The sequence below is a fragment of the Paraglaciecola sp. MB-3u-78 genome (assembly GCF_002835935.1).
Lineage (GTDB): Bacteria > Pseudomonadota > Gammaproteobacteria > Enterobacterales > Alteromonadaceae > Paraglaciecola.
In genome coordinates this window covers 1-26,930 of record NZ_PJCF01000008.1, presented here as the reverse complement: position 1 = coordinate 26,930, position 26,930 = coordinate 1, and the positions used below count along the sequence as shown (strand labels likewise).

Annotated in this window: 20 protein-coding genes and 1 pseudogene; 7 read left to right on the top strand and 14 right to left on the bottom strand. The window is 40.7% G+C overall.

The features are described 5' to 3' along the window. Positions 1-18 precede the first annotated feature (18 nt). The 3 genes from CXF95_RS19950 to dnaK form a co-directional block, all read right to left on the bottom strand. On the bottom strand, positions 19-201 hold the full coding sequence (locus CXF95_RS19950; RefSeq protein ID WP_101200338.1) for a YnbE family lipoprotein: 183 nt from the start codon (positions 199-201) through the stop codon (positions 19-21). After that, complete coding sequence (locus CXF95_RS19945; RefSeq protein ID WP_101200337.1) at positions 198-2,732, bottom strand: YdbH domain-containing protein; 2,535 nt, start codon at positions 2,730-2,732, stop codon at positions 198-200. Before CXF95_RS19945 ends, CXF95_RS19950 begins: the two co-directional genes overlap by 4 nt. A 332-nt stretch (positions 2,733-3,064) precedes the next feature. After that, positions 3,065-4,972 carry a molecular chaperone DnaK gene (gene dnaK / locus CXF95_RS19940; RefSeq protein ID WP_101200336.1) on the bottom strand — a complete coding sequence of 636 codons (1,908 nt, stop codon included), beginning with the start codon at positions 4,970-4,972 and terminating at the stop codon, positions 3,065-3,067. A gap of 356 nt (positions 4,973-5,328) precedes the next feature. On the opposite strand from dnaK, the gene CXF95_RS19935 reads away from it, so the two are divergent. Beyond that, entirely contained in the window at positions 5,329-6,108 is a 780-nt protein-coding gene (locus tag CXF95_RS19935) for a Crp/Fnr family transcriptional regulator (RefSeq protein WP_101200335.1), read from the top strand. Positions 6,109-6,225: 117 nt separating this feature from the next. On the opposite strand, the gene CXF95_RS19930 is transcribed toward CXF95_RS19935, so the two are convergent. The 8 genes from CXF95_RS19930 to pbp4b all read right to left on the bottom strand — a co-directional run bounded on the left by CXF95_RS19930 (position 6,226) and on the right by pbp4b (position 17,266). Next, positions 6,226-7,980, bottom strand: coding sequence for a dipeptidase (locus tag CXF95_RS19930; protein WP_198556651.1), 1,755 nt, complete (start codon positions 7,978-7,980; stop codon positions 6,226-6,228). 438 nt (positions 7,981-8,418) lie between these two features. Beyond that, positions 8,419-8,922 (bottom strand): hypothetical protein, encoded by a 504-nt coding sequence (locus CXF95_RS19925; protein WP_101200334.1) that lies wholly within the window; start codon positions 8,920-8,922, stop codon positions 8,419-8,421. A gap of 589 nt (positions 8,923-9,511) precedes the next feature. Next, complete coding sequence (locus CXF95_RS19920; RefSeq protein ID WP_101200333.1) at positions 9,512-10,408, bottom strand: DNA ligase; 897 nt, start codon at positions 10,406-10,408, stop codon at positions 9,512-9,514. 184 nt (positions 10,409-10,592) lie between these two features. Beyond that, on the bottom strand, positions 10,593-11,369 hold the full coding sequence (locus CXF95_RS19915) for a L,D-transpeptidase (protein WP_101200332.1): 777 nt from the start codon (positions 11,367-11,369) through the stop codon (positions 10,593-10,595). Beyond that, the gene (locus CXF95_RS19910) at positions 11,357-12,460 is read right to left on the bottom strand and encodes a dipeptide epimerase (protein WP_101200331.1); all 1,104 of its coding nucleotides are present in this window, start codon (positions 12,458-12,460) and stop codon (positions 11,357-11,359) included. The genes CXF95_RS19915 and CXF95_RS19910 overlap by 13 nt, the downstream gene beginning before the upstream one ends. A 6-nt stretch (positions 12,461-12,466) precedes the next feature. Further along, entirely contained in the window at positions 12,467-13,603 is a 1,137-nt protein-coding gene (locus CXF95_RS19905; RefSeq protein WP_232787951.1) for an SH3 domain-containing protein, read from the bottom strand. Continuing rightward, positions 13,534-14,763 carry a serine hydrolase gene (locus CXF95_RS19900; protein WP_232787950.1) on the bottom strand — a complete coding sequence of 410 codons (1,230 nt, stop codon included), beginning with the start codon at positions 14,761-14,763 and terminating at the stop codon, positions 13,534-13,536. Before CXF95_RS19900 ends, CXF95_RS19905 begins: the two co-directional genes overlap by 70 nt. Before the next feature lie 10 nt (positions 14,764-14,773). Then, positions 14,774-17,266 carry a penicillin binding protein PBP4B gene (pbp4b, locus tag CXF95_RS19895; protein WP_101200330.1) on the bottom strand — a complete coding sequence of 831 codons (2,493 nt, stop codon included), beginning with the start codon at positions 17,264-17,266 and terminating at the stop codon, positions 14,774-14,776. A 526-nt stretch (positions 17,267-17,792) separates the two neighbouring features. Here pbp4b and CXF95_RS19890 point away from each other — a divergent pair. Continuing rightward, positions 17,793-18,782, top strand: a complete 990-nt coding sequence (locus tag CXF95_RS19890; RefSeq protein WP_232787949.1) for a glycoside hydrolase family 3 N-terminal domain-containing protein — start codon at positions 17,793-17,795, stop codon at positions 18,780-18,782. 10 nt (positions 18,783-18,792) lie between these two features. On the opposite strand, the gene CXF95_RS19885 is transcribed toward CXF95_RS19890, so the two are convergent. Continuing rightward, a complete protein-coding gene (locus CXF95_RS19885) occupies positions 18,793-20,169 on the bottom strand; it encodes an IS4 family transposase (RefSeq protein WP_101200329.1) in 1,377 nt (458 codons plus the stop codon). Between the two features lie 162 nt (positions 20,170-20,331). On the opposite strand from CXF95_RS19885, the gene CXF95_RS19880 reads away from it, so the two are divergent. Continuing rightward, positions 20,332-20,706: a hypothetical protein gene (locus CXF95_RS19880; protein WP_232787948.1), complete on the top strand. Its 375-nt coding sequence runs from the start codon at positions 20,332-20,334 to the stop codon at positions 20,704-20,706. A gap of 398 nt (positions 20,707-21,104) precedes the next feature. Further along, positions 21,105-21,953 carry a MurR/RpiR family transcriptional regulator gene (locus tag CXF95_RS19875; RefSeq protein ID WP_101200328.1) on the top strand — a complete coding sequence of 283 codons (849 nt, stop codon included), beginning with the start codon at positions 21,105-21,107 and terminating at the stop codon, positions 21,951-21,953. A gap of 59 nt (positions 21,954-22,012) precedes the next feature. Here CXF95_RS19875 and CXF95_RS19870 read toward each other — a convergent pair. Together CXF95_RS19870 and murQ are read right to left on the bottom strand one after the other, a co-directional pair. After that, positions 22,013-22,777: pseudogene (locus CXF95_RS19870) on the bottom strand (exo-beta-N-acetylmuramidase NamZ domain-containing protein); the annotation flags it as partial. Between the two features lie 65 nt (positions 22,778-22,842). Continuing rightward, positions 22,843-23,772, bottom strand: coding sequence for an N-acetylmuramic acid 6-phosphate etherase (gene murQ / locus CXF95_RS19865; protein ID WP_101200327.1), 930 nt, complete (start codon positions 23,770-23,772; stop codon positions 22,843-22,845). 504 nt (positions 23,773-24,276) lie between these two features. Between murQ and alr the strand changes: the two genes are divergently transcribed. The 3 genes from alr to CXF95_RS31565 all read left to right on the top strand — a co-directional run bounded on the left by alr (position 24,277) and on the right by CXF95_RS31565 (position 26,433). After that, positions 24,277-25,353 carry an alanine racemase gene (gene alr, locus CXF95_RS19860; protein ID WP_232787947.1) on the top strand — a complete coding sequence of 359 codons (1,077 nt, stop codon included), beginning with the start codon at positions 24,277-24,279 and terminating at the stop codon, positions 25,351-25,353. A 288-nt stretch (positions 25,354-25,641) separates the two neighbouring features. Next, a complete protein-coding gene (locus CXF95_RS19855) occupies positions 25,642-25,929 on the top strand; it encodes a hypothetical protein (protein ID WP_101200325.1) in 288 nt (95 codons plus the stop codon). Between the two features lie 279 nt (positions 25,930-26,208). Further along, complete coding sequence (locus CXF95_RS31565) at positions 26,209-26,433, top strand: helix-turn-helix domain-containing protein (protein WP_157828195.1); 225 nt, start codon at positions 26,209-26,211, stop codon at positions 26,431-26,433. The last annotated feature ends 497 nt before the right edge of the window (positions 26,434-26,930 follow it).

Here is a 26,930-nt window from a genome sequence, read left to right as displayed (position 1 = left end):
AGTTATTCCTTAATTGGCTTAAAACAAGCTACTGTCGTCACTAAATACATCATCAAGTTCTTTATCCACTTTTACGCGAATTTCATGATCAATTTTTACATTGATATTGATTGTAATCGGCTCCTTGGTTTCGACTTGTACTGTATGAGTACAAGCACTTAGCCCCCCTGTCGCTATCAGCACCAAACTTAATATTTTCACTTTTTATCACCTTGGGTTAGTTTCTGTTCAATTTTATTTTCTACTGCCTTAACTAATCGTATCGACTCTAGCAAAGAAAATATATTTTCCTGATGACTATAATTAAAATTAACACTCTGCTTTTTATCAGGATTGATACCTTGTAGAGCGAAATCAAAAAACACCCAGCCATCAGGGGTGAACTTCACCTTGCTTTCGAGTTGGGTGAAGTCAAGATTTTCCAACAACGCCAATTCAGGCTGTTGGACTTTAATGGAATCAAAGGACGGGTTGTCTATTATTGTCAACTTACCGCCTGCCAAGCTAGAAACTCTGCCATCCTCGATCCTTATGCCTTGTTCGTCCATAATAAATGGCATATTGCCGTCAATATTGCCAGTAATTTGGATCCCAGGCTGTTGTTGGAGTGCGACAACCTGAGCTAAATCTATATGTTGGATATTGATGTTGAACTGTTGTTCTCGCCCATCTAACCATAAGTCACCCAATAAAAACGTACCATTGAAGATCTCACCTTGCACTTGTTTCAAACGAAATACGCTGTTCTGTGCAATCACGTTCCCTTCAAGTTGTGTCATCCTCACCCCAGCATCAATTGAATCGATGTGTAGAGTAGATTCGGCTAACTGAAGTCCAGCTGAATCAAAGGTGAGTGGGGTTTGATAAGAGATGTTATTAAGCACATAGTCTTGATACTTTGCGGATACCCCCTGAACATTTGCTTGCCCTGTTGCGATAAACGCTTCGCCATCTTGGGGCAAGGTTAATTCAATATTAGCTGAAAGCTTACCTTCTTTAATTAGCAGTGCATCTTGCAACTGTGAAATTATTTTTTGTAAACGACTAATATCTTGTTGGTTTATTTGTACTTTTACCTCAGCTTGTTGGTGTGTCAGTTGCACTATAAAATTGTTTTCTAGTGAAACGTCATGCTGACTGGATAGGGTTATATTTGCCAAACTTGCCTGGCCTGTATGGGTCATATTGATTGGCATAAAATTAATGTTTTGTGTCAGTAATTTTGTGACGGTTGAGTTTCCAGAAAAACTCAGCGTTTCAAGCTGTTTTATATTTACATCTATGTGGTTGGTAATTTTCTGAATCTTGAGCTCAGGGTGAACCGTATTAAAAAATTGGTTATCTACGCTTAAATGTAAATCATTAAAACTTGCCCCTGACAGAGAAAAGTCACTACTCGTTTTTGCCAGTTTAAGCTCGCCCATTTTTATCGTTGAGCTATTAACTACTCCCTTCATTTGAAGTTGTTTAGTCTGAGTGTCGTGGAAGGAAAATTCACTGCTTAAGTTACCGATAAGCAATGTGTCCATCTTTACGTTTTTTACAACGAGTCGATTGTTATCATTGGTTATTTTAAAGCTTGTTGGCAGCTCTGAAGCCTGTGCAGAGAGATTTGTGGAAAGTTTACCCTGAGCTTGCAAGTCAAACATTTCTGCGGTTATTTGTTTTGTCGTAATCAGTTGTTTCAGTACAATTTTGTAGCTAACTTCAAGCTCACCTGTAGTTTTATAATTCACATCGTTAAGGACGATACTGCGATGTGTATTGCTCTTGTCTACAATTTGTAATGTGGGTAGGTTAATGTGCGTTTTGTTTATTGCTATTGTTTGCGGGAACACAAATGACAGCTGCGGCAAATCATCTTCTGTAAAATACTCTTGTAATAATGGGCAATTGACCACTGAGATGTCGTTTGAAAGTTGGGTTAAATCCAAACTGATGTCAAAACTACTGACATCTACATCAACTAATACATTACCTTTAATGGCAGCATCAATCGGGCAGTTTGAAACATGAAATTGGCTGGTTATATCTAAACTGCTATCTGCGCTAATGACTTCGCCATCAAAGGTTAAGCTGGTTTGTATTTTACTTTCATCAAGTGCTAGTTCCGTTAATATTGCAGGATTATCTTCAGATAACTTTTGGGCTTGTGGTATCCATTTTGTAAGATCAGATAAGCTCCACACTAGATTGCCAACTAAGGTGTTTTGATGGATTTTGACGGAAGCATTCACATCACCAGTAATGCGAAATTCGTTGCTCGAAATTGTGTTCACACTTACATGTAAGGGATGAAGCAATTCAAAAGAGTCAATTTCGATACTTGAAATACTTAATTTTGGCAAAGCATCAGGTAAATTTATTTTTTTTGGTTGTTCTTCCCTTGGGAGCTCTTTTTCAACTTTATTATCTGTAGCGAGTTGTTCGACGTGTTTAACTTTTAGCTGTTCAATACTTAAAACATTGGACCATGGTTGCCACATTGCATTACGAACTAAAATCTCGCCTTTAGGAAAGGTTACACATGCTTGGTTAACGTTAAGATTAAATCGCCAATCCAATGAAAAATCTAGACAGCTAATGTACAAGCCGTAGGGTTTAGCAAAGTGTTCGATGCTTTTGATGGCAATAGGGCGTCGGTAAAAAAACACTATCGCCAGCACAGTGACAACCAACAAAGTTGCGATCAATTTGTTACTAGGGCGCTTTAGCCTAAACATAGATGTCATTGCTTTCCTGAAGTTGTTTACATAGTCACTTCACATCGGACTATACCTATAATCGATAATTTACATTAGGGTATCGAAACCCTGTGGATTGGAATAATTGTACAATGAAGAGGTTTATTAAACCCTGAAACTTCACTGCTAATGTTAGGGGCTGTTGATCTATCTTACCTATGTGTAGCATGGTGTTATGTGCGCGGCACCCGGCACCCAGAATCCCCAGTAGTGAATATCTTTTTTTATTAAGCAATAAAAAACCCCTAATAATCACTATTAGAGGTTTTGGTTTTAGTACTGATTAGTGGTTACAGTAAAAATTCACTTATCATTAACGATTAACCGTTACTGACGTCTTCAAAATCAGCATCAATGACATCGTCGTTAGCGCTATCCTTGGCGGCGTTACCTTGCTGTTGCCCTGCTTGAGCTTGCGCCTGTTGCTGGGATTGCTCAGCTTGCATGATGTTACTGTAAGCGTCTTGCAACGCCTTTTTTCGCATTTCAATTGCGGCTTTATCATCGCCATTAACTGCCATTTTTAGTTGTTCAATTAATGTTTTAAGCTCGGTTTGCTGTGCATCAGTCAGACTCGTCATTGAGGTTTGCACCGAATGAATTAACTGATCTGCTTGGTTACGCTGCTCAACTAACTCACGCTTTAGTTTGTCTTCAGTGGCGTGCTGCTCGCCATCTTGCACTAAACGATTAATTTCATCTTCCGTTAAACCACTTGACGCGGTAATTTCAATACTTTGCACCTTGCCAGTTGATTTATCTTTGGCTGATACATTTAAAATACCATTCACATCAATATCAAAAGTGACTTCGACTTGAACCGAACCACGTGGGCCTTGCTTAATATCCGCTAAGTTAAATTGACCTAAGGATTTATTATCTGTCGCCATTTCACGCTGGCCCTGCAGCACATGTATGGTAACCGCTGCTTGATTGTCTTCGGCCGTTGAAAACGTTTCAGAAGCCCGTGATGGTATAGTAGTATTTTTTTCAATCAGCTTAGTCATGACACCACCTAAGGTTTCAATACCTAGTGACAATGGTGTGACATCCAGCAATAACACATCATTCACCACCCCTGACAACACACCTGATTGAATCGCTGCTCCCATAGCCACGGCTTCATCTGGGTTGACATCTTTACGTGGTTCTTTACCAAAGAACGCTTTAACCGCTTCTTGTACTTTTGGCATCCGTGTTTGACCACCTACCAAAATAACCTCGTCAATATCACCCTTGCTAAGGCCTGCATCTTTTAATGCCTGTTCACAGGGGGCGATGGTATTTTTTACTAAGTCATTCACTAATGACTCTAATTTCGCTCGTGTTACTTTTACATTTAAGTGTTTAGGGCCACTAGCATCCGCTGTGATATAAGGTAAATTCACCTCAGTTTGTAAAGCTGATGACAACTCGATTTTGGCTTTTTCAGCCGCTTCTTTAATACGTTGTAACGCTAAAGAATCTTGCTTAATATCAATACCGCTGTCTTTTTTAAATTCATCAGTAAGGTAATTAATTAGGCGTAAATCAAAATCTTCACCTCCTAAAAAGGTATCTCCATTGGTGGCTAACACTTCAAACTGTTTTTCACCGTCTTCATTGGATATTTCGATAATAGAGATATCAAATGTACCGCCACCTAAGTCGTAAACCACTACTTTTTGTTCAGCTTTACTATTTTTATCCACGCCGTAAGCTAATGCTGCTGCTGTGGGTTCGTTAATAATACGCTTAACATTAAGCCCTGCAATTTTACCTGCGTCTTTGGTTGCTTGACGTTGTGAATCATTAAAATAGGCGGGTACGGTAATCACCGCATCTGTTACTTTTTCGCCCAAGTAGGCTTCAGCGTCTTTTTTCAATTTACGTAAAATTTGTGCTGACACTTCTTGTGGCGATAATGCTTTACCATTGATTTCAACCCACGCATCGCCGTTGTCTGCTTTTACAATTTTATAAGGTGCTAATTTAATATCTTTTTGCACTTCTTTATCGTCGAATTTACGACCAATTAAACGTTTAATCGCAAATAGTGTATTTTTAGAATTTGTGATAGCTTGTCTTTTTGCTGGTTGCCCCGCTAGGGTTTCGTTGTTTGTATAAGCCACAATGGAAGGTGTTGTGCGGCTTCCTTCTGCATTTTCAATAATTTTTGCCTTGCCACCTTCCATCACCGCAACACATGAATTTGTTGTACCTAAATCAATACCAATAATCTTACTCATAATAATCACCTGTTTGTTTATAAACGATCTAGTTAAGGATTTGATGCTTCATGGCAGTCACCCAGTAAGCAGTTTGACCTCATAAACAACCTTGTATAAACCGACTCACTTTGCTGGTTTAACCTTGGCTGTCTGGTTAGTGGCGCTATAATACTCAGGGTAAAGAAATGCTTCTGTCACAAATATGACAGTAATCGCAATATTGTTTTTCTTAATTTTTAAATATAAAAATCAATAAATTAATGGGCTGGCAGATAACTGAAAAACAACATTAGCTTTTGTTAAGTAGTCACAACGAGGTAGAATAAAAACACTTGTTATACCAACCCCATTAAAGCACCCAAATCACTTTCACTATGGAGAAAACCATTTCTCAGCTACCTCACAAAGCCAGCCCGGTGTTAGTTAAACAAGCTAATATCTTTGCGGATTTACCGGCAAAGTTAATTGAAGATTTCCAACAAGAGTTTCAACTTAACGAATGGCACAAAGGTGACTACTTTAACTCTGCTTTATTGACCCAACGCTTTTTTGTGGTAATAGAAGGGCAGGTAGAAATTAAGCAAAGTAATCCTGAAACCGGCAGAGAAGCAACGCTAGATATGCTGTATGCCGGTGATTGTTTCGACTTGATTGTGCTTTTAGATGACCAGCCTCATGATGTGATTGTGTCGCCATTAACAACGGTAAAATTACTCTCAGTTAAGCTAGAGACTATGCGTCAGTGGTTGTGGACCTATCCAGAATTTAATCAACAATTCATGCCTTATTTAGCACAAAAAATGCGCGAAAAAGAAGAGCTAGCCAGCAGTTTGATTTTACACAATGTTACCACTCGATTGAGTCGTATTATTTTAAAACATATTAATAAAATTAAGTTTTATCTCAGTGGCAAAGAAGACGAACAGCAGCATATAGTCAATGGTTTAAACGATGACACCTTAGCGCGCATGTCTGGAACTGTCCGTCAGATAGTGAATAAACAATTACAACTTTGGAAAAAAGACGGAACGATAGATAAAAAGCGTAACCAACTGATCATTAAAGATTTGGAAGCATTAGAAAAAGAAGCCAAATACACACAAACACTTCCCACTTCCCCTTGGGTGAATAACCCGCCGCAGAATAAACGTTAATGAGTTAACACAACAACTAGAGCCATAAATTATAATCATTTGTTCATCTTTCCTCTGTGAAGCGTCAGCTCTCGGTGGTGAAAAGTATTTTCTTTCTGTTTCTTTTCAGCGCGAGGATTATTCTAAACTGGGAATTTGACCAATTCGGGCAATCATTTCGGTAATAATTTGCAAGTCGAGCAAAAACTGGTCCACACGTTTAAATTCATTTGCGTTATGACCTGAATATTTTTCGTCTGGCATGGCCAACCCAAATTGCACACCGTTGGGTAAGTTGTGGACTGATGTACCGCCGGCAGATGATCCAAACTTTCGAGGCATATTCAAATTTTCTGTGGCCACATCCAATAATGCATTGACCCAATGACCTTTGGGATTGCGATACATGGGTTCACTTATGGATATATTGAAGTCAACATTTACCCCACTTTTTTTGTGCCATACCGCTAATTTATTCAAAACATCGTGTTTTATTAGGTCAACATCACGACCCACAGGGATCCGTAAATTTACGCCTACTTGTAAACTTGTGTCATTAAGTTTAATCAAGGTCACCGCACTGGTAAGTGGCCCCATAAATTCGTCTGAAAAATTGATACCTAAAGTTTTTCCTAGATGATCCAGTCCCCAATTATTCGCAATATAAGTCGCTGCGTCAGTTACGTGGTTCTGTTTGAAAATCAACTCTTGTTGTTGCACGTAGTCGACAAACGTCAATATTCTGGATACCGGATTAACCCCCGATTCTGGTTCTGAAGAGTGGGCAGACACGCCCTTAACCGTCAGCTCAACGCCTTGAGGTTTGGAAATGGCATTAATAGAAAAATTACCACCATTGGCTGCCACAAATTTAGCGCCCAATTGATTTAACTTGTTCACTAAGGTTGTCGGTTCTGGGCTCATAATATTAGCAACACTGGCCCCAGGGATTTGATTCAAGGCCAAACCACCGGTAATCCCCACAATTTTTGCACTACCAGTTATATTATCTTGTGCTGTACGTACTGGGAAAGTAGCCATAATACCCGCGTAACCTTTTTCGGCAATCACTACGGGATAACCGCCATCTAGCGCTAGGTTGTAATTGGGTGTGGCGTTGCGGTCAAAATAATAAGGTATTGCTTCTGACGATGTTTCTTCTGTGGTATCAATTAATAAATGAAAATTACGCAGCAAGGGAATATTTTCTTCTTGGATTACTTTCATGGCATACATAGATACCACTATGCCATTTTTATCATCTTCGGTGCCGCGACCATACATACGATTGCCAATACGGGTAAGTTGAAAAGGATTGAGTTTAGTGCCGTCATTCAGCACCCATAACGACGGTTTAACCGGCACTACGTCTGCATGGGCATGAATACCGACCACTTCATTGGAGCTGCCTGAAATCGAGACTTCAAATATGCGATTGTCGATATTTCGAAATGTTAGGTTGAAGTCCTTAGCAATATTGGCCAATGCATCGGCCATTTTATGAAATTGTGGGTTCGCATGTTGCTCAAGACCATCCACTCTAAATGTAGGTATAGCCACCAACTGCGCCAGTGTATTTATGGCATCGTCGCCGTACTTCACTCGAGTATACAAGCCTAATAAACGCTGTAATTGATGCAGTTCTGGGCCTTGTAGGGTTTCTTTAGCGCGATACTTCTTAATGGCAAGGGTTAATGCCTGTTGCTCAGTAATAAATTCTATTGAAAGTACCTGAGTTAAAAAGTCATCAAATTTATCTGTGGTTTGTACATTTGAGTTCGCAATGATGCGGCTCGACATTTTGGCTGATATATTCGCCATTGGCGCTGCAGCATAAACAAAGTTAACAAAACCCACGACCAGAACTAAACCAGTCTTTAGTAAAACATTCACAATACATCTCTTTCTATTTTAATGACTCGTCAATTTATTATTATATCGCGACTTAGAGGTTATCCAAAATCGATAGTGGCAAACTCGTCGATTTTATAATAACCGCATGACTAAAAATAAACGTTTTGAACTACAGAGGGCATCCGATGTTCTCGAGGGTAATAAATATTTAATATTGAAAATCTAAATATTAAAGGTTTTTTGCACCACAGAGGAAGGTGAGATCGCTGGGTGCCGCGCGCAGAGAAAATCACAATCAAAATAGTCTCCTGCCTTAATCGTTCGATTATTTTGTTTCTCTGTATACCGCTTTTGACGTTCAGTCCGAACTTAAATATCACTTGAAGCAGGTCCGTAAAATCTACTTCGAACAAGAAACAGTGTTTGCATGCAGAGTCGTAATGAGCGGCATTCTCAACCTGAATCTTCAGTCAGTTACTACGGGATTAGTAAGGGTTGGGCCAACCCCCAGAATGCCATTAACAGTCCGATGCCGCTAAGCGCTTTACCTCTGCCGATAAAATTGAGGAACCTAAACACCTTATCAAAAACGAAGATAGGTGCCCTTAAAACCCAAGTGAGAATATAGAAGTAACCCAAAAGACGGTCGTAAGCGATCATGAGTAAAATGGGTAGAAGTCCTAAAACAAGTAATAAATTTTCTAAATCTTCGCCCGCATTAAATAGTAAGGAAATGCCAAATGGTAAGATCCCGAGCACTAGTATCACTTTCCAATGTTTGGAATAGAAGCGTCCGACGCGAGATCCCATCACCCATGAGTGAACTGCATCCGGAGCGTTTTTGAGGTTCATGGCCATCACCACCAGTTTTTCCTGAAACCGCCCAATAAGCCGCTCTAGACCCACTGACATATTTGGAAAATACAACTCCAAGACCGCCATAAACAAGCCAAGGAAAGCCAGGAAAGTACTCATAGTCATAGTATAAATCCAAGTTCAGTCTCGAGTATAGGAAGAATAGACGCCACCCCTTATCTAAGCAATGCGTAACAGGCTTTATATGGGCTGGTTCATGAAACAAATTTAGCCATTTCAATGGCCTTTTTCGCGGTATAACCTGTCCTCAAGCTTTCATTTATTTAGAATGGCGAATGACTACGTATGACCGTTGGTACTTTTGAGATTGAAGACACTATTACGTCTTCCATATCAATAATGATTTACTCTAAAGATGTGACAGCATCCTTACGCACAGTTAACCTTGCTTTTGGAATATGTTTGCCTTGAGCCATATACAACATCAACGTCATCTACTACTTAAGCCCCGGCTATGCCGCATAAAGACCGTCATATTCACTTGTTTAAAACATATTAGTTATCACCAATCACTGCTTGGTTAGGATGTCTTATCTGTAAATACTTTCGTGTCCATTTTTAGCATTAAGGTAAGTTTATTCATTTACGTCTTATCACTAAAAAAGTTGCGCATAACTTTATAAAGAAAGGTGAACCGTAGATGCTACATCGGTGATTTTTCTGAACCACATTATTTACTAGAGTCATCTATTCATCATTTATTACTTTGTTTATGTTCCGCAGTAGGTTTAACTCTCAAAAAACTTGCAAAGCGTGGAATTTCTCTCGCTGTAAGGCCGTAATATTTAAAGGTTATTATTGTGCCTATTGATGGTGGGTTCTGGCGCTGTATGTCAGAAAATCCCGTGCCGATCTTAAATTGTAAACCACTGTCCAGTTCGACCAACAATGAACCCAGCATGTTTTGGTATTTACCTTTGCCGGGAAGATGCGCAATCACTCTGGCTTCAGCATCCTGATGTTTTTTTAACTTAAGCAAATTGGTGCTTCTGCCATCCTGATAGTAACCACCATGATGATTCAACATCAGGCCTTCTGCACCTTGTGCGACTAATTCGTCTAACTTGAGCATCAACTGATCTTGATCCGTCAGCTTGAATTGAGGGATCACCTGCAAATAAGGGCTGGCAACTGTATCTATTAAAAGCTGCATAGCAGTCAAACGCTGACTAAAAGTACCTGTATGTTCAGGTAAATCAAACAGCATAAATTTGATGTTTTTCCAATCTACAGTCGGAGTTTTCCGTAGCACAATAGAAGCTGTTTTCTCAAAGCTGTTGCGAGCCAACCATAATTCGCCATCCAAGGTCTGCGGTGGGAAATTTTTCACAAACCAAGCTGGCGCATAAATAATATTAGCATTTCGGGTAATCAATGCTAAGCCATCCCAACGGGCACGAATACCATCCAGTTTTTCACTGATCCAATAATCTTGTACCACTATGTCATCTTGGTACAAACTGGCTAGTTGTTGGGGCAAGGTTGCATTTTTAGTTTGAGATGGACTGAGCTCATTGGCAAAACTAAAGGCTGAAGTCTTAGACAATAATACAATAATCAATAAACCAGAGATATGTATAGGCGAGGCCATATTCGGTGCATTCCATGTCGTTGAGTACCTTCAAGCCTAGTGCAAAATCATCAAAAGTTAAAAATTTTTACCGTATTCTATTTTAAAAAAAGTCGATGATCCTATTAAGGTTAAAAACAGCATGCTGGCATGGCTGAATAGGCGAGGAGTCAAATACCCCGCTGAACTCTTGAATACGTTCTTATTAAAGAGCCGGTAAGCCCCATTGTTGCTGTTTTTTCTGATACTCATCATTTGGCAACGCCAAATAACGTGGATGTTTTGCTGGGTTCAACCATGCTAACAGTGCATCCATTTTAGGTTCTTCCATAGAGGTGCAGCCTGCTGTGGGAACCTCTGGGCCAAACCATAAATGCAAGAAAATACAACTGCCTTTTTCGCTAATATTATCTGGATTGTGATCGAGCACTATGCCTTTTTTATAAATTGTCTGACCGCCATTGTGAATATCGCGACGCATGGGTTCTGTTGAACCTTTTACGGCACTTTTACCCACTATGCTTGCATCAACAATTTGGTTGTAAAGGGGCGAACCGTTGACGTCCATACAGTAGTGATTAGCCGACATGGGTTGATAGGGCATATCAGTTTTGGCTTCGGGTAAATAGCCAAAGGTGGAACTTAGATTAAATATACCAGCTGTGGCTTTACCATCGCCTTCTACCTTGTAATACCCTGTTTGAGTGGGGTGTAATCCTAAGCCCCATGCGAGTCCTGTACGGCCTAAATTGACGGGGAAAGCTTGGTCTACTATGTGCCACTGTTCATTGTGCCACTCAAATTTTTGTAACTTTGCAGTGGTGGCATCCCAATCATCTGAAACTACAACCACCAGTTGTTCAGTGTCGAGACTTTGCAGCAAAGGCTGAACATGCTCAGCCTTTGCTGCACAAGCACTGAGTAAACTCGTTAATAAAATAAGTGTGCCCGTTATGTTGTGACGTGAATTTAAAATGGCCAAGTTAGCTCCTGTAAATCGTTAATACTCTCAATACCAAGACCTGCGCCTTGACCCAATTGAATCTTAGATAAGTTAAAGTTTACGCCCCCAATAACAGGATCATATTGTCCCAATATAGGGCCATCCAAGTCTATTAAAGAAATGCTAGAAGCTTTTGCTGCGGCTAAATGCGCTGCAGCAGCCACACCAATACTGCCTTCGAGCATGCAGCCTATCATGCAAGGAATGTCATGTAATTCGGCTAAGTCGGCAATTTTAATCGCTTGACTGAGACCTGCACATTTCATTAATTTGATATTGATAATGTCAGCAGCACCGGTGCGGATTAGGTCTACAACTTGTTGTGGTGAAAATGCGCTTTCATCGGCCATAACGGGAGTGGTAATACGTTCACTGATGTAACGTAGGCCATCAATATCATGACTTTTAACCGGTTGCTCAATCAGCTCAAGTTCAACACCAATACTTTCTAGTTTTTGCATGGCATAAACGGTTTGTTTCGCCGTCCAGCCTTGATTGACATCTAACCTAAGTGTGGCGCGCTTAGCCACATCTTGATAAATCGAATGCACTCGCTCGATGTCATTTTCGATGTCAGTACCGATTTTGATTTTAAGGATGTCAAAGCCCTGACTAATAGCAAGGTGAGTGTCCGCTAACATCTTATCGATGTGATCAACACTGATCGTTACGTCAGTACTTAATAGCGGCTTACCGCCTCCCAACATTTTATAGAGTGGTGCATCAAAACGCTTAGCCCATAGGTCGTAAATAGCAATTTCAAGGGCCGCTTTTGCGCTGCTGTTAGCCACAATAGCATGTTGAATTTTATGACAAATACTATTTAAATCCTCAATGTCCATACCTATGATATGGGGGCCAATGACGTGATTAATGGCATAACATATCGAGCCATGGGTATCCCCAGTGATAATAGGCGTAGAAGGTGCGGCACCATAACCCAGTACACCCTTGTCTGTTTCAACTAGCACCACAAGATCAGTAATGTTTTGCACAGTACGCATGGCCGTTTTAAAAGGGGTAATTAACGGCACCTCTAACTTGGCAAATCGGATAGCGGTGATTTTCATTGCTGTTTAATTTCCTTCAACGTTGTGTAGAGTGAGGCGCTTAATATTGTAAATTTTATCTACGTAAGTAGTAGTTTCGTTTAAATGTAACTTGATTAAAGGTGTGACTGAAACCGCATTTAATACGCCTTGGTAATATTCACCGTCAGGAGTCCAGTAGGCGAGTCCTTTAACGTCATGGATCACAATCGGTTGACCGTTTTTTTTACCTAAGTACACCATAACGTGACCAGGAATATAAATAAGATCGCCTATTTGCAGGTTTTTAATGACAGTTAATTTGCTGGCGATATCGCTATTTTTATCAAAACGAAAGTTAGTGCCATATTCACCATTACCTTGTTGCCCTGAATTTCGTGGCATCAGTATGCCAAAGGTTTTGTAAATTTCCCCTACAAATCCTGTGCAATCGCGACCATTGTAATCATGACCCCAACCATAACGCTCCCCTAAAAATTTAAACCCTTGTGCAATCACGTTTTGGGCTGTGTATTCTAGATAACCTTGGTGTACATCTTGGGTTCGACCAATTAAGGCCGTTTTGATACTAAGGCTACCATCTAGGTTGCGAACGGGGAGTTTCACTTCATAGTTTCCAGAAGTACTTTGACCGTATAGTTCGCCATGCTGTTCATCGTTGCTCAACAACGGCAGTTTAACGCCCATATCTAACTGTACCTGAGAAATTTCAGGCTCATTAGGCACATAACTGGTGAGTACTTTCGCCCCAGTGACTAACAAAAAATCTTGATGATCTAAATAGGTTTGAATTTGCTGCTTACTGCCTATGGCAATGTCTTCTTGCTGTACCCATGCCAAATAATGATAGTTTTGAACCAACAACCATTTGCCGTCTTTACTGCTATGTAAGATGGCCACCGCTTCACTTGGAAATACGCCCGATTCTTGAAAACGGTCTAAATCTAGATCCATAGATTTGTTAAATACCCTATCTAAGGTAGGAAAGGTGCGCAGTGAAGAGCGTCGGGTGACTAAACCAAACTTAACTAGGTTCTGCTCCTTTACCCCTTGGATATTAAGGTTGTCGCTATAGCGTTTAAAATGTTGTGGCGTTAGCTCAGTACCATCTGCATAAAATCGCGCACTACTTGGCACGCTACTAATGGTTTGTATCTTAGCCAATCGCTGCTGGTATCGCCTAAAAAAGGTTTCATGGTGGTGTACATCAAAGCACTACGGGCGGCGCTCGACTGCTGATTGGTCAGTACCACAAAACCTAAGTCTAATTCTGGAAATAAACTCACAAAAGAATACATGCCTGCCAAACTGCCGGTGTGGTGCACTTGTAAATACCCATCCATATCATTAATACGCCACCCTAATCCGTAAGCGCTAAGATGGGTATTGTCGAAATGTTTACTGCGCCAAGACACTGGCATAATAGTGTGTGGTGTCCACATCATGTTGTGCTGCGCTTGAGAAAATAGAGGCTTACCTTCGGCTGTTTTTCCTTGATTAAGCTGCACTTTCACCCAAGTCAGCATGTCGTTCAGGCTGCATTGTACGCCACCCGCAGGCCCTGACACACTTGGTTTGTCAGGGTCGATAGGACGTATGATAGTGTGTAGTTTGCCATCAACAATACCGTGAGGTGTGACTATATCTGCTTGTCTTTGGGCACTAACTTTGCCCGCAAAGCAATGTGTCATACCTAAGGGTTGCATAATCCGTTGTTCAACAAATGTTTCCCAACTGTTACCTGTCACCGCAGGAATAATTTCACTGGCAACAATATACAGTAAATTATCGTAGGCATAGTCAGCTCGAAATTCCCCAGTGGGTTTTAGGTGGCGTAAATTTTGTAACACTTCTTGGCGACTGAAACTAGAAGGCTCAGGCCACAACATTAAGTCGCCTGCGCCTAAACCCAAACCACTGCGATGAGTGAGCAAATCAATTAGGTTGAATTGCTCACTGACCCAAGGATCATACAGTTTAAAATCAGCTAAGTAGCTTTGTACTTTACCCTCCCAGGATATCTTACCGTCATCCACTAACAAGGCTAAAGCCGCTGCAGTAAAAGCCTTAGTATTTGAGGCTATCTTAAAAATGCTATTCGTATCTATAGGTGCTTTATTACCAATGGTTTTTACTCCAAAGCCACGTGCCGCGATGACTTTACCGTTTTTGACTATGCCAATGGCAGCACCTGGAATTTGTAAACGTTGCATGATCTGTTGGATTTTTTTCTCGTTCAAAGTGGCAGACTCAGCATGATTGAACACGTTTAACCCACTCACCAGTAGGCAACAGACCAAAAACTTGGGTGATAAACTTGGCATTCACGGGCTCCTATTGATTATCTAAAACGGCTTCGTATACCAAACTAATAATACTGCCGTACTTACCGGTTTCAAACAGTTTGCCTCTAAATTCTGGACCTTTGTCGTCTTCTTGTTCCACAATCTCACTATGGCGAGCATTGGTGAGTAATATAATGGCTAGGTCATATTCAGGATCGATAACGGTAACCGTACCCGTCCAGCCAGTATGACCATAAGCATAAGGGCTGGCATAAGGACCAAAGTGCCACTTACGTTCACCATGACCCGCGCGGCGCCAACCTAAACCAAAACTACCGTTTCCTTCTTCCGGTTTAACAAATTCATCGAGTACAGCGGGTTCAAAAACTTTGGTTTTAGCGTACCCGCCACCATTTAAAAGGGTTTGGCTTAATACGGCTAAATCATTAACTGTGGAAAACAATCCTGCATGGCCGGTTACGCCACCAAAAGAATGAAAGGCTTTTTCATCATGGACTTCACCTTGTAATACATAAGTACGCACATTCTCAAAGTCTACTGTGCCACCGCGGGTGTTACCCATTATTTCTGTGGCTGCAAACTGACTTTTGGTAAAGCCTTTTTGCAATGGATTAAACAAGGTGTTACTTAGCCCAAGAGGATGATAAATCTGTTGTTCCACATATAAATCTAAGGGTTCATGTGTCACGCGCTCAATCAGTAAACTGAGCAACATATAATCGGTGTCGCTGTAGATGGCTTTGGTTTTTCGCCCTATTTCAAAAGGCACCCGGGATAAAAGTAAATGTTCAGTCTGCTTTTTATTTTGAGAAAAAAACTGTGGGCCTAATTCATTGTCTTTAGTGAAAAAACGCACTTGGGGAGAATAACCTGCGGTGTGTGTCAGTAGGTCGCGAACCAGCCTACCTTCTCGGCCCTGTCCTTGATATTCTGGCAAGTAGTCATTAATAGGTCGAGTGACATCAATCTTTACTTCAGACACCAGTTTCATTAGTGCAAAATTGGTGGCAAACATCTTGGTATTTGATGCTAGATCAAATAGCTGTGTGGTTTGCATTTTAATCGGATGTTGCAGTGCCTGACCGCCGTCGGCAAATTTGCGAGCATAACCGTATGCGCTGCGTTTAATGACTTTTCCGTCTTTCAATACCAGCAATACTGCACCGGGGAAACCTGCATCGATATCACTGTTTATAAGTTTATCCACTTTCGCAAACTTTTGACTCTTTGCCGCCTCTTCGATTTTTAAAGTAGGGAAGGGGATCATGACCCGAATAGTATTGCCTTCGGGTAATACATTTTCAACCCGTAAGGTATTTTCACCATTTTTAGTGCGCCGTGCTAAAGAGTAGCTGTAACGCTGATAAGGCTGCAGGGTATTGTCTATATTGAGCTTTTCTCCATTGACATAAATGTCAGCACTTTGGGCATCAAGATTATCGACAATGATCTCGCCTTCATTGGCGTAGCTTTTGAAAATGTTACGATCATTAACCCATTCGCGAGTACTGCGGTCTGTATTGGGATACACCTCATTGACTTGGTAATACCCTAAGTTAGTGGTTTGCGGTACGGGTTGTTTTTCTTCTTCGTAGCGCGTTAATAAAGCATCAATATGTTGCGGAAAATATTTGTCGATTAACGCAAACAAAACCCCAGCGGTTTGACTGTCGAGTTTGCCATTCACCGACCAGGGCAAAAAATGCATTTGAAAAGCGGATAAAGTATCAAGGGTCGCACTGTCGGCAATGCCTGTTTCGACAATACCGTAACCATAAATACCTAATGCATGTTGCATCAAACTAATACTGGGTGGGTAGGCGTTAAACATTTCCCAGTATGTTCCTAGGGTATCATTATCATACCAAGCCCCAATACCTTCTTGATAGAGTTGATACCAAGGGAATCGTGGGCCTGGATCATTCTTACGAGTGGGGGCGATATCGGAGTGGCCTATTACTGCCGTAGGCGATATATCAGGATTTCGCGCTAAAATGTCTTTGGATAATGTGATCAACAATTCTATTTGTTTGGGGTCATAATCAGGAAAAATACAGAGGCGACTCGGATCATTTTCTCGTTTTTTTAGATCGACTGCAGTATTGTCACGCATACAGACAGGCACATTGACTATTTCGATACCTATAGATTGATCATTTAAGTCCTCTCTACCTTGCCAGTAACTTTCACCCGCGTGCCACGCGCGGCTAGACTCATCGACTAACTGAATCACTTTTAACTGACTGTCTTGATAACTAGGGTCATTCCGCTCTGGTATCAGGTAATGTGAACTCAAGCCACCTTCATCAACTAAAGCCGTCACTGATTTTTGATAATCAATAGCGGTATAATGCATCACCAAAAACTTGATCCGTTGGCTATAGTTTTTAGACTGCATATGCGACAAGGGCAATGCCGTGCAGCTAACAACGAATATTGTCAGTAGGCTAATAAACCCTATTCGCCGTGATGATGCCAAAATTGTGCGCCATTTTAATTGATATTTAACACAGTGCTGCATGACAATTCTTACCTTATAGAATAAATAATTATTACTTTGTAGAAAATATGGAATAATTATTCTGCACATGTTTATGATGCAATAATATGTGATTTTATACCTAATTTTTTGATTTGAAAAACGAATATAACCCTGATCCTCCTAAGTTAACTCTATCGTTTTGAATATTTTATTCGGATACCTAGATAATCCATTAAAATATAAATTATTACTATAAATTTCCACAATTGGAAAAAATTATTCTTGATGTTGTTGCCTATTATTTGTTAAATAATAGCGAGCTCTGTACGAAATCATCAATCAACACAAGAATGTTTGTAGCAGAATTTGTGACAGCAATGTCACCAATATCAAAATTTATAAGAACAGGTGAGACACATGTCAATACAACATAAAACGTTTATGAAAAGACGCCTCCAACTGGCTGTCTGTAAAACATTAAGGACGCCGGCCGTATCTATCTCAGCTCTAATGCTAACAGGTGCATTAATGAGTTCACCGGTTTGCCCGTGAAAGATGCGAGATCATGGCCAAAGAGCTAATTTCACTAGGGTTTAACGTTAATTTTGCGCCTACTATGGATGTGAATGTGAATGTGAATGTGAATCCGTTAAATCCAGTGATCAACGTGCGCTCATATGGCGAAGACGCCAATATAGTGGCGCAGCTGGGTAAAGCTCAAATGATTGCGATGCAACGCCAAGGCATGATAGCTACCCTAAAACATTTTCCGGGACACGGTGATACTAGTGTTGATAGTCACACCGGTTTACCCAGAGTCGAACACGACATACAACAAATTGAAGCCATTGATTTAAAGCCTTTTAGTTATGCTATCAATATGGGCGCTATTAATAACAGCGTCATAGACAAAGGCGCAATAAACAACGAAACACAGGCCATGATCATGACGGCACATATTCAATATCCCCAATTAGATGACACTGAATTTATGGCTGAAGACGGTAATAAGGTGATGTTACTGGCCACTATGTCACGCAAAATTTTGACGGATTTACTCAGAAATAAAATGAGTTTTAAAGGCCTTATTGTGACCGATGCCTTAAATATGGCTGGCATTGTTCATTATTTCGATCAGACTGAGGCGGTGATTCAGACCTTTTCTGCAGGGGCGGATATTGCGCTGATGCCAATTTCCATAAGGCGTCCAGCAGATATCGTTAAGTTAAAACAACTTATCAGTGATGTTGCCAAAGCCGTGCAACAAGGGCGCTTAAACCGAGCTGAGATGGAAGCTGCGGTACAGCGAATTGCTGCACTAAAAGCAAGCTATCAACTGTCTGCAGCAGGGCGTTTCAGTCAGCAAAATAGCGGGCAAGATAGTGGACAAGATAGTGGACAAGTGATTGACCAAGCTATTATCACAGCCCAGGCAACCCTGGGTTCACCACCACACAAAAAGGTTGAGCAGCAGCTGGCTAACAGCGCCATTGTTGCGATTAAAAATAACGGGGTATTACCCGAATGGCACTTAATTAAGGATAAAGTTCCATGATATCAGATAGTTACTTTATCCTTTTTGGGTGACCATTCTTCATAATATCTTGTTTGGCTTCAGACCTAGGGATCATCAATAACTTATAGGGTTTGGGTCGCCGCTTGATGGCTCTGGGCTCCATCCTTCCAGGTCTGTTGCCTACGAGCCGCTTTGCTATCAAGGCAAACATCGGATCATCCAACGCTTTTTCCAATAAAAAATACGTGTTCCATATTTGTACCGTATGTTTAAAACTCAGTTGCCTTGGTAGTAAGTCGTGCTCAACGGCGGCTTGCGCCATTAATAACCGGATTAGATTATTGGCCAAAAAGTACACCCACATCTCCTTTTGACACATTTCAGGTGTTTTACAACTCAGTACAACCAGACCTAATGTCGTCTTGAGGTTTCTAAAATCGACTTCAACATGCCAACGTTGTTTAAACAACGCACCTAGCTCTTTTTTAGGATACTCCTTTGCAGCTAGCATAGTGGTAATAAGCGTTTTTTGACCGACCTTAAATTCTCGAATGGTAATTTTTTCAGGTGCTTCATGAAAGGCTTTCTGAGTCATCCAATCTGGTTTTATTTTAGGTTTACTGAAATCGATTAAGTGGTCTTTTTTAGCTAACGCGATACCTTTTCCAAAATCGGTCATTAATTTGCGAGGGCCTAGTTGTTCAAACAGCACATCAACACCTCTGTTCATCATTTCAACCAATAAAAAATAACTTCCAAAAAAAGCATCGCCTACCACTATATCCCCAACGTTAAAGGTATCGAGTACATTACGAAGCAAACTTTTCTCATCACTTCCTTTACCTTTACAAGGTCCTATTGATGCATTAAGGATAACACCTGTGTGCAAACAACTTACTGCGAGTAACCGGCATATAGGGAAACCTAGCCCTTCTTTTTGATTCTTTGGTTGTGGGTAAGCAACCTGTGATTTTTCAGTGTCCGGCATTGATATTGTCGTACCATCAATCAGTCGAACAGACCGGCCAAACCATTTCCATTGAGGGGGAGTATTTTGAGAAATACTATTACCCACTTTAACGGTAAGCTGAGTTAACAAAGCTAAAGGTAATTTCTGCCGGGCAAGACAGTACGCTCCAGTATTGGGGCTGATTGTTCGCGAATTTTCTTGTGATTGGGTTTGAATAATCAGGTCATTAACAGCTTTACTGCAAGAACGATCATCACTTAGAGCTTGAGCCATAAACATAGATAATGTTTGCATGGGCGTGTAAATTTGCTCCCTGTATTCGGGGATATTCTCTTCTACTATTGAAAGCCATTCATCATTGTACAACAACTCAAGAAAGTCGGTTGCTGTGATGTTTGTTGCGTATTTTTTAATTTTTGACTGTTGAGAAAGATAAAATTGGGAGATAATGGACATTGAGGTAGAGAGCTTTTGTGAACGTTTTTGTGGTGAAAATATTTTACAGGACTCTCTGCCTTTTTTGGTTTTTATTTAGATAAACAATTAACTTAACCATTTGTTTATTAAATAATATATCCTTAATTAAGCGCCATTCGGGTATTACCCCTTGATAATAGTGTGGCTAGTGTGCTGATAGTGATGCCAGACACCACTAAATGTATGGGATTAACCCTTGCTTTAAAAACCCGTTTACCTAGCTTAACTATTAAGTGTAACAGCATGGCTAATATCGATGCTGACGTTAACTTAGCTGCCGTGGAGCAGGCTGATATCATTATCACTGCCGATATCACGCCGGACCAAAGCTTGGCAGAACTGGGAGGTATGGACGATATCAAGCACAGGGGCGATCGTAGCACTAAAGAGCAGCAAATTAGCCAACAGCTTAGTATGTTAGCCGCGGCGCAAGACCTAGGTAAAAAGACGCTGTTTATCAGTTTGCGTACGCCTTACAATAGCCGATTATTTGCACCCTATGCAGACGCCATTTAGCGAGTTTCTCTTATCGGCTGAATAAGTCTGAGTATATGGACGATTATGGACGGTTGATCACTCAGTATGATGGTCCCATTTTTAATGCATTAGCAGGCATGATCAGCGGCCGTATTCAAGCCCAAGGCAGTTTGCCCGTTACGGTCCAATAAGGTGGTGTCAGTGATAAAGCTTGGTTCTATACTCACATTTTACTGTGGGGCTATGCTAACGGGTGGTCTGTTTAAGGCAGCACTGACTGCAAGCTGTGAATAAAATATTAATTTGGAATAAATAGCTTTGTTTCTTACTTTAAACACATGTAATGCTTTAAGTTTTTATAAAATAGTTGTTAATTAATCAAGGCGCTTTGAGTTACAATTATTCTTAATCTATAAATAAAATATTTATGAGTGACAATGTCAACATTTACAAAAATCAAAGCGCTTAAGGACTCGTTGTCGATTAGTGAACTAAAACTAGCAAAATTTGCATTGGACTCATCTAATGCCATTCGAGAGTTATCTTCACAAGAATTGGCTAATGTAGTCGGTGTTAGCCAATCCAGTGTGGTTAAGTTTTCTCAAAAGTTAGGTTATAAAGGCTACCCTGCCTTTAAGATGGGCATTATTGATGCGTTAAATATTTCTACTGCTGACAGTAACTTGCACGGTAAAATTACGATCAATGACAGCTTTGGTCAGATGTCTGATAAATTACTGAGTAGCAAAGTGTCGGTGTTAAATGAGACGCAGAAGTTGAACGATGAAAAAGCATTTATTGAGGCTGTAGAATTGCTCAAGTCGTCGAAACGGATTTTGATTTGTGGTCTAGGTGGTTCAGCATTAGTGGGTAAAGATTTTTCCTACAAGTTGCAAAAATTAGGGATGATGGCTATCGAAGAAGTAGATACCCACGCACAACTCGCGTTTGCTGCTACCTTAGGTGAAAATGACTTAGTGTTTGCGATCAGTGAGTCAGGCAATACGAAAGAAATGATTAATGTGGTATCTGAGGCGAAACGTAATAAATCTAAAATAATTTCTGTGACACGATATGGCAGCACACCCATTTCTGATATGGCCGATGTGAAACTCTACTCGGTGGCAGATGATGAATCCGCGCGTTTGTCGTCCATTCTGGCCAGAACTGCCCAAGAGTTTATCATTGATATTTTGTTTATTGCCATTACTCAATCATCTCGTCAGGGCCGTCATCTTCTTGAAAAAACCAATGCGGTGGTAAGTGATTTTAGACGACTACCGTAGATGAGATAATGAAACCTGGTCAGATAAAATCACTTTTACATAGCAGCCTACTAATTTTGTTACTCTGGATAGAGCAGATAGGGTTTACGCAGCTGTTTAAAAGCCTGTATGCCCGACTGCCAGCTTTGTTTTATCTGCTGAGCACTTTGCCCTTGTTCAATCGCCAAACGTAATTGGTTGCTGCCAGCTAATTTGTTCATAAAATCAGGGCGCTCAAAGAAATTAACTCCCGACTCAGTGAATTGCTGATAAACCTTAACAAACAACTGTAAATCTAATCCTTGTCGAGTACTGTGTCGTAAATCGACTCCTAACAGCGCTTGATCTTGTAACTTTGGATATAATGATGCGCCAGGGCGAGACTCAGGGCTAAAGTGGAAATCTCCTAATGGCACAGTATTGTGACCGATTACCTGAAATGGGAAATCTGTGCCGCGGCCGACACTGATAGGGGGGGCCTCAAAAAAGCACAACCAAGGGTAAAGTTGTACAGACTGGCTATTAGGTAAGTTAGGACTGGGAGCAACGGGTAAATCATAGAGCATATCCCGGCGATAATGGGTGTTGGCAATGGTAATGAGTGTGAGTTTATCGGCATCTGTTATCCACTTTTCACCTTTAATCATTTGGGCGAGTTCGGCGACGGTCATACCGTGCAATACCGGGATGGGGTGCATGCCCACAAACGATTGATAAGGACTGTCCAGAATAGGACCATCGGTAAAGCGGCCATTTGGATTTGGGCGGTCTAGCACCATAAATGGAGTCGACGATTCTGCGGCAGCTTCCATCATGTAATGCATGGAACTAATGTAGGTATAAAAACACATGCACCTAAAGCAAAAACTAGCAGTACTAGCCAGCATTTTTTGAACAAGGCCCTTACCTGTCAAGCTAATGCACCTTTGGACTCAACGGCTTTTCGTAAAAATCCTTCATGGTGTTTAAGTAAAGACATCGCATCACTTGCATTGACCCCAGTCAATATTATCAGAATAGCGACCTTGGCTTCGTTGCCTGCAGCCTGCAATGCTTCTGTGGCAGTGAGTTCATTACAGTCTGTTGCCTGCATGACAATTAACAGTGCTCTTGCATATAACTTTTTATTGCTGGCATGCACATCTACCATGAGATTTTGATAGGTTTTACCTATTTTGATCATGCTGGCAGTACTGAGCATATTCAGGACTAATTTTTGCGCTGTCCCAGATTTCAAGCGAGTAGACCCAGTTAGAATTTCTGGTCCAACAGCGGCACAAATATCCACATCAGCTTCTTTGCCAATGGCGGAATTAGGATTACAACTCACTGCAACCGATTTCGCGCCAATCAGTTTGGCGTATTTTAAGGCTGCAAGCACATAAGGTGTGCGGCCACTGGCTGCAATGCCAACCAGCACATCTTTTGCATTAAAGTTAATCGCTTTTAAATCTTCGATGGCGGCTTCTTGGTCGTCTTCGGCCCCTTCCACCGCGTCTTTAATTGCTTTTTCGCCTCCTGCAATAATGCCAATGACAATATCTTTTTCAATACTAAAAGTGGGAACACATTCCACGGCATCTAAAATGCCCAAACGACCACTGGTACCCGCACCTAGATAAATCAAACGGCCTTTGTTTTTAAAGACTTCAACTATGTTATCTACGGCAATTCCAATATTGTTTAGAGCAAGTTTTATGGCTTGCGCGACTTTCTGGTCTTCTTCATTCATTTTTTGCAAAATGGCATCAGTTGACAATAAGTCAATGTTTAAGGTCTCGGGGTTTCGCGATTCCGACAAGATAGTATTGAGCTCATTTAAAAGTGGATTACTATTCATAATTATTCATGTGTTTTATAACTCTTTTCACTTTGCTTGATACATCTTATTTATTTGACTTGAATACAGCACATTATTGCCACAAAAATGGTCACCAAAATTAGCCTAATTTATTATTGATTAATAACTAGATTTTGTGTCATTAATCGCTCAATTCAAAGGACTCTTAAGTGTACAATTTAAGAACCAATCAGAATGCAATAACAGTAACTCACCGGATAAAAAAATCACCCTTTTTAAGTCAATATATCACTTTAGCATATAAGTTAAACACAAGGTTTAATATCAGATTAGTTTAAGAATATATTATTCGTAAAGTTTTGTATGTAAGAAATAATAATTGATTTATGATTGTTGCTGCGTTTTTGTTTTTTTAAGAAGATGCGTGTCTGACTGGCATGAATATGACTTGCTTGTCGCTCTATTGTTGTCAATGTAACGAGGTTTATATCCGCTGCATACAGCGACTAAATAACACTTATAACCAAGATTAAGAGGATAACTGTGTTTGGAAGGTCCACTTACGCCCAAATTAATGTGACGGCGGCGATTGATAATTTTCGGCAGATGTCTGCACTAGCTGTTAACAGCAAAACCTTGGCCGTTATCAAAGCGGATGCTTATGGTCATGGTGCAATCGCGATTGCAAATGCATTGTCGGACGAGGCTGAGAGATTTGCGGTCGCTTTTACAGATGAAGCCGTGCATTTACGTGAACACGGTATCGTGCAACCCATTTTATTACTCGAAGGTGTGATGAGCGAGGCTGAAATGGCGCTGGCGTATGAACTCAACTTTTGGGTTATGTTGCATCGTAGTGAACATTTTGAGTGGCTGCGTAGTTTAGCTCCTTCACAGCGGCCAAAGGTATGGATAAAAGTCGATACCGGTATGCACCGTTTAGGTATTGGACTAGATGAAATCCACTCAGTACTACCAGAGTTTGACGACTTACTCATAGAGGGGACGGTGTTATGCAGTCATTTAGCCTGTGCAGATGAAAAACATAATTCGTTCAATATCCAGCAGTCTAAACAGCTCGAAGAGTTAGCTCTGTCACATGGTTTAGGGTTTAGCATGGCTAACTCAGCCGCTTTATCACAGTGGCCTATGACTCATGGCAGTTGGAATCGTTTAGGTATTGCCCTATATGGCTGCGCACAATCGATACATAATATATCGCTAATATTGAAACCTGTGATGACTCTGACAGCGCCAATCATTGCCCTTCGAAGCATAGAAAAAGGTGAGAGTGTGGGTTATGCACAAAGCTGGGTGGCGCAACGAAAAACGACCATCGCTACAGTGGCGATAGGTTATGCCGATGGCTACCCGCGACATGCTCGAGTCGTTACCCCGGCCTGGCTATATCATCAAAGAATTTCCTTAGTGGGACGTGTTTCTATGGATATGATAACTTTTGATGTAACAAACTTGGCTCAGGTTGAGGTTAAAGATAGGGTCGAGCTATGGGGAGAGCATTTGTCGGTAGAAGAAGTCGCCGAGTGTGCCTCGACTATCTCTTATGAGTTGTTGACCAGCGTTTCTCCTCGTGTCAAACGCCGCTATGTAGATGGCTAAGTGCCATCTACAGCAGGGCTTTATAATATCGTTAGCTATGTTTTAACACCTCGCTAGGGTGTGACAACCTCATCGTATGCCCCTACTTTGATTACCGATAATTATCCAATCAAAGGATTACTTTCTTAACCACATTGATCACGCAACATTTACTACCACAGCAAAACTATTAGCTGTCGCCTTGCGAGTATTTAGTCAAGAATTGATGTACGTCAAAAAGTTTTGCATTCCTATCTTTATGATTGGCTCTAAATCTAAGTGTTAATCAAATCATAATAGGGGTAAAAAATGAGTAAACGCGATGAATATGTAGCCAAACTGAAGCAAACCGTTGATGAGTTTAACGAAAAAATCGCTGAGCTTGAAGTTAAGGCCAATCACGCCCAAGCTGAGGCCAAAGCTGAAATCGAAAAGCAAATCGCATCGTTAAAAGAACAAGCTAAACCGCTAACTGATAAATTAGACCATTGGAAAGAAGCAAGTGAGGAGAAAATGGACGAGTATTTGAAGGAAGCGAAAAAAATCCGTGATGCCTTTGTCCACTCCTATAACTACTTTAAGTCACAACTTAAATAAACTATTGGCAGCCGTGGAAACTTCACACTCGGCTGCAACTAACATGACTTTGTGAGCAGAAATCCTTCACGATACAAATACTGCTAGTGCGAAAGTGTCAGGAAAGGGAAAAAGCTAAAGACGCTGGGACGTGATTGGGTACTTTATTACTTTGGGCGTCTAGATTAGTATTTATTTATCAGCGTATGACTTCTGAAGGATAATTGCTAAAGTAATAGCAATTTAATCACGTGAGATAACACTAGTGTCACCGTTTGACGTACAACTTGAACTTAGCCAATTTGTGAAAAAAACCGCAAGAGTAAAGGCGTAAGCGTAAAAAGCCTATCAAAAAAATCAGGCGTGCCTGATAGCACCATTCGAAAATTCGAAAAGGCAGGTGAAATATCACTTCGCCAGTTTCTATTATTATATGGCGAAATAGGTAAGTTGTCTGATATACAGAAACTTACCCAAAAAGCCAACATACCAAGCAGTCTTGACGAAGTTATCAATCATGCTTAAAAAAACTCACAGTTAGTCGACGCCTCTCAAATGATCATTCAATCAAATTGACGATCTCATCTTTTTCGTTGGCGGATTTGATGGGTAGTAAAACCAACCAAGCCACAAAGATTCAAATTAAAGTATGCTGCAATTTCCACTAACCGTGCTGCGGTTAACTATTGACTCAAATACATAGACTCATATAGTGATCTCAATAGTGTCTCCAGTTTTTTATTGTTACTAGCAGCTACCTTTTAAAATAAGGTAGCTGGCTTCACTTATGGAAAAGGCCTCGTCGTTATCGACCTTTTTTATCACATGGTAAAAAGCATTTTAATATTAGATTCGTTGCGGTCTGGGAGTTCATAGAATTCAGTTCAGGTAGTTTTAATGATCAAATGACTTGGCTTTTTTTATGACTAAATACAGTTAATCCGACAAAGCAGACATACGAACATATCAGTGTATTGTGCTACTAAATTCTATCTTCAGGAACGTCCTCTATTAGGCGGGGT

Coding starts and splice junctions, on each gene's coding strand:
- CXF95_RS19945 (WP_101200337.1), bottom strand. CDS start 2,732: ATGACATCTATGTTTAGGCTAAAGCGCCCTAGTAACAAATTGATCGCA.
- dnaK (WP_101200336.1), bottom strand. CDS start 4,972: ATGAGTAAGATTATTGGTATTGATTTAGGTACAACAAATTCATGTGTT.
- CXF95_RS19935 (WP_101200335.1), top strand. CDS start 5,329: ATGGAGAAAACCATTTCTCAGCTACCTCACAAAGCCAGCCCGGTGTTA.
- CXF95_RS19925 (WP_101200334.1), bottom strand. CDS start 8,922: ATGACTATGAGTACTTTCCTGGCTTTCCTTGGCTTGTTTATGGCGGTC.
- CXF95_RS19920 (WP_101200333.1), bottom strand. CDS start 10,408: ATGGCCTCGCCTATACATATCTCTGGTTTATTGATTATTGTATTATTG.
- CXF95_RS19910 (WP_101200331.1), bottom strand. CDS start 12,460: ATGAAAATCACCGCTATCCGATTTGCCAAGTTAGAGGTGCCGTTAATT.
- CXF95_RS19900 (WP_232787950.1), bottom strand. CDS start 14,763: ATGCCAAGTTTATCACCCAAGTTTTTGGTCTGTTGCCTACTGGTGAGT.
- pbp4b (WP_101200330.1), bottom strand. CDS start 17,266: ATGCAGCACTGTGTTAAATATCAATTAAAATGGCGCACAATTTTGGCA.
- CXF95_RS19890 (WP_232787949.1), top strand. CDS start 17,793: ATGGCCAAAGAGCTAATTTCACTAGGGTTTAACGTTAATTTTGCGCCT.
- CXF95_RS19885 (WP_101200329.1), bottom strand. CDS start 20,169: ATGTCCATTATCTCCCAATTTTATCTTTCTCAACAGTCAAAAATTAAA.
- CXF95_RS19875 (WP_101200328.1), top strand. CDS start 21,105: ATGTCAACATTTACAAAAATCAAAGCGCTTAAGGACTCGTTGTCGATT.
- murQ (WP_101200327.1), bottom strand. CDS start 23,772: ATGAATAGTAATCCACTTTTAAATGAGCTCAATACTATCTTGTCGGAA.
- CXF95_RS19855 (WP_101200325.1), top strand. CDS start 25,642: ATGAGTAAACGCGATGAATATGTAGCCAAACTGAAGCAAACCGTTGAT.